General features: G+C 50.5%; 3 protein-coding genes. All 3 read right to left on the reverse strand.

Features of this window, described 5'->3' with window-relative positions; genetic code table 11:
• Positions 1-286: transposase (locus tag RMO84_RS08810; protein ID WP_310488104.1), on the reverse strand; the 286-nt coding region annotated here is incomplete at its 3' end.
• 2 nt (positions 287-288) lie between these two features.
• Positions 289-1,302: a hypothetical protein gene (locus RMO84_RS08815; protein ID WP_310488105.1), complete on the reverse strand. Its 1,014-nt coding sequence runs from the start codon at positions 1,300-1,302 to the stop codon at positions 289-291.
• A gap of 46 nt (positions 1,303-1,348) precedes the next feature.
• Complete coding sequence (locus RMO84_RS08820; protein ID WP_310488106.1) at positions 1,349-1,990, reverse strand: hypothetical protein; 642 nt, start codon at positions 1,988-1,990, stop codon at positions 1,349-1,351.
• Between the last annotated feature and the right edge of the window lie 238 nt (positions 1,991-2,228).

Below are 2,228 nucleotides of genomic sequence, written 5' to 3' on the forward strand. Positions count from 1 at the left end.
GCTCGCTCGGTGCGTCGCTGGCTACTGCTGGGGGGATTTCAGTAGCATCGACACTCAGATCGGTTGTTGCGATGGGACTATCTTCGCCACTGCCGCCCTTAGCACTGCGTTTTTGTTGGATCAGGAGTTCGTATTCTGGGGTGGGGATACTCATCTTGAGGATACGACCGATCGTCGAATTGCTGACCCCATAGCGACTTGCTAGAGATGCGGTCGTATCTCCAGTCTGACGGTAGAGATCGATAATCTCCAACTTATCTGCATCGGTAATTTTTTTAGAACTCATGTTTACTTAATAGCAGTTCGTCGGCGAGCGAGACGGCGAGCACGAATGGAGTTGTCGAATTCTAGGGCAGCAGCAATGCCAAACTGCACGATGCCAAAAATCCAGAACACTTCCATAATAAAGCCACTTTCATATCCTTGCACTCGATTGTGGGCGTAAGCGAACCAAGTATCGGCAATATAAAAACATAATACCGCCTGAGCGACCATTCGCCAGGGCAATCCCAGCCGACCGCCCCAAAACCCCAAGAACAGAATGGCTGCAAATGTCAGTAGCACTAGATCGCACAACACATAAAACAAATTGAAGCTATCGACTAGTGGTTGCATCGATCGATCGATCGCCAGTACCCATGCTGGTGGCTGTGGGGAATTGGCGATCTGACGCGGATTAGCCGCTGGCACATCGATCGGTGGCAAACTAGTCTTGACAATCGCTTGAGTGCTACCATCCGCTCGCACGATCGCGATCGAGCCTACTAGTGGTGCGGGGACGGCTCTAGCAGAGAGTGTCGTCAGCCAGCAGCCCATCATCAACCCCAGTGCGACCACACCGCCGACGATCGCCCATTGCTGCGGTACCAACTGGACATCGCGATCGAGAATTGCCAATCTCATGGCCGCAATCGCGATCGCGTAAAACAACACGAAAAACACGTTGCCAATCGAAGCGGCTGGATCTAATCCCCACAATAATTCCCATGCTGAAAACCACAAATTACCGATAAAAAAGGTAAACATCGCCAGTGCAAATAACAACCATACCGCTCTACCACTGACGATCGACTCATACCTGTAGTTACGCAGACACAGCCAACCGGAAACGAGCAAACCAATTTCTTCTAATCCGATTGTCGCCATAATGAACCACGGCGAACGAGCGGCATTGGCCTCGACGACACTAAAATTGAGATAGATAGCTAACGAAATTGCCGCCCAAATAATGCCCCAATAAATGACATATTCCCCAGTAATCTGAGTTTGGCGATCCGATTTAGCTAGTGATGATTTAGTCATATGCAGGGGATGGGAGAAAGGGGCGCGGGCAGGAAATTTTAGACCGCTAAAGTTCCAAGATTTCGGCTAAGGTCGCTTGTAATAAAGCTGGCATCGATCGCACGATCTCGATTGTGAGTTCTGTCCCAAATTGGCGACCGAGTTTGTGTTGAGCGATGTCGTAGAGATGGCGATCGAATAGCTCGAAATCCTTGTCGCGCCAAGCTTCTAGCTTGGCTTCAGCCCAGGGATCGATCGCCAGTAGTCGATCGAAATCTCGCCGCGATTGTAGGGCCGGTGTAGCAGCAACGATCTCTTCGGCGATTATTGGCAATTGTTTCACGCCTAATGAACTCTCCCACTGCACCCAGAGTTCTTGGAGTAGCCAGATACTCGCTTGCTGCAATTCTAGTCTAGTCGCGGCCATCGGCACGGCCTGTTGAGTTGCTGTTGGGGGTGTGGAGATGGCGCGCTCGATCGTCCACAGCGAGTAGTAATTGGCTTCGGCAACTACCAAGCAACCGGTTGGAGTCGCATCGATCGCTTGCTGCCATTGCGATCCGGCGCGGCCAGGATTGAGTTTGCCAGCGGCAACAACTCGCAGGAGGTCGTAAGTTTGGCCTTGATAATCGAGCTTCAATCTAGATATGCGCTCGTCAGCGCGAGTAGATATCCCAATCTGGACTGATTTTGCATCGATGATTGACATATCCGATCTCGAAAATATATCCTCTTATTTAAGATCGAATACCCGTATATTACCAAGGGTAATATTGCCGATCTCCAGCATCGCCGCGATCGAATTGCCCACAACTTTTCAGAGGTTTGGCACTTGACATTGCTGCAATTGTTGCCGAAGTATGTTAGGATACGGTGCTAATGTGGGTGAATAGCTCAGTTGGATAGAGCAACTACCTTCTAAGTAGTCGGTCGGGGGTTCGAGTCCC

Origin of the sequence: Chamaesiphon sp. VAR_69_metabat_338 (assembly GCF_031423935.1) — a bacterium.
In the GTDB taxonomy this organism is placed as follows: domain Bacteria; phylum Cyanobacteriota; class Cyanobacteriia; order Cyanobacteriales; family Chamaesiphonaceae; genus Chamaesiphon.

Bases quoted from the DNA above. Each gene is read 5' to 3' on its own strand.
- RMO84_RS08815 (WP_310488105.1), bottom strand. From the start codon at position 1,302: ATGACTAAATCATCACTAGCTAAATCGGATCGCCAAACTCAGATTACT.
- RMO84_RS08820 (WP_310488106.1), bottom strand. From the start codon at position 1,990: ATGTCAATCATCGATGCAAAATCAGTCCAGATTGGGATATCTACTCGC.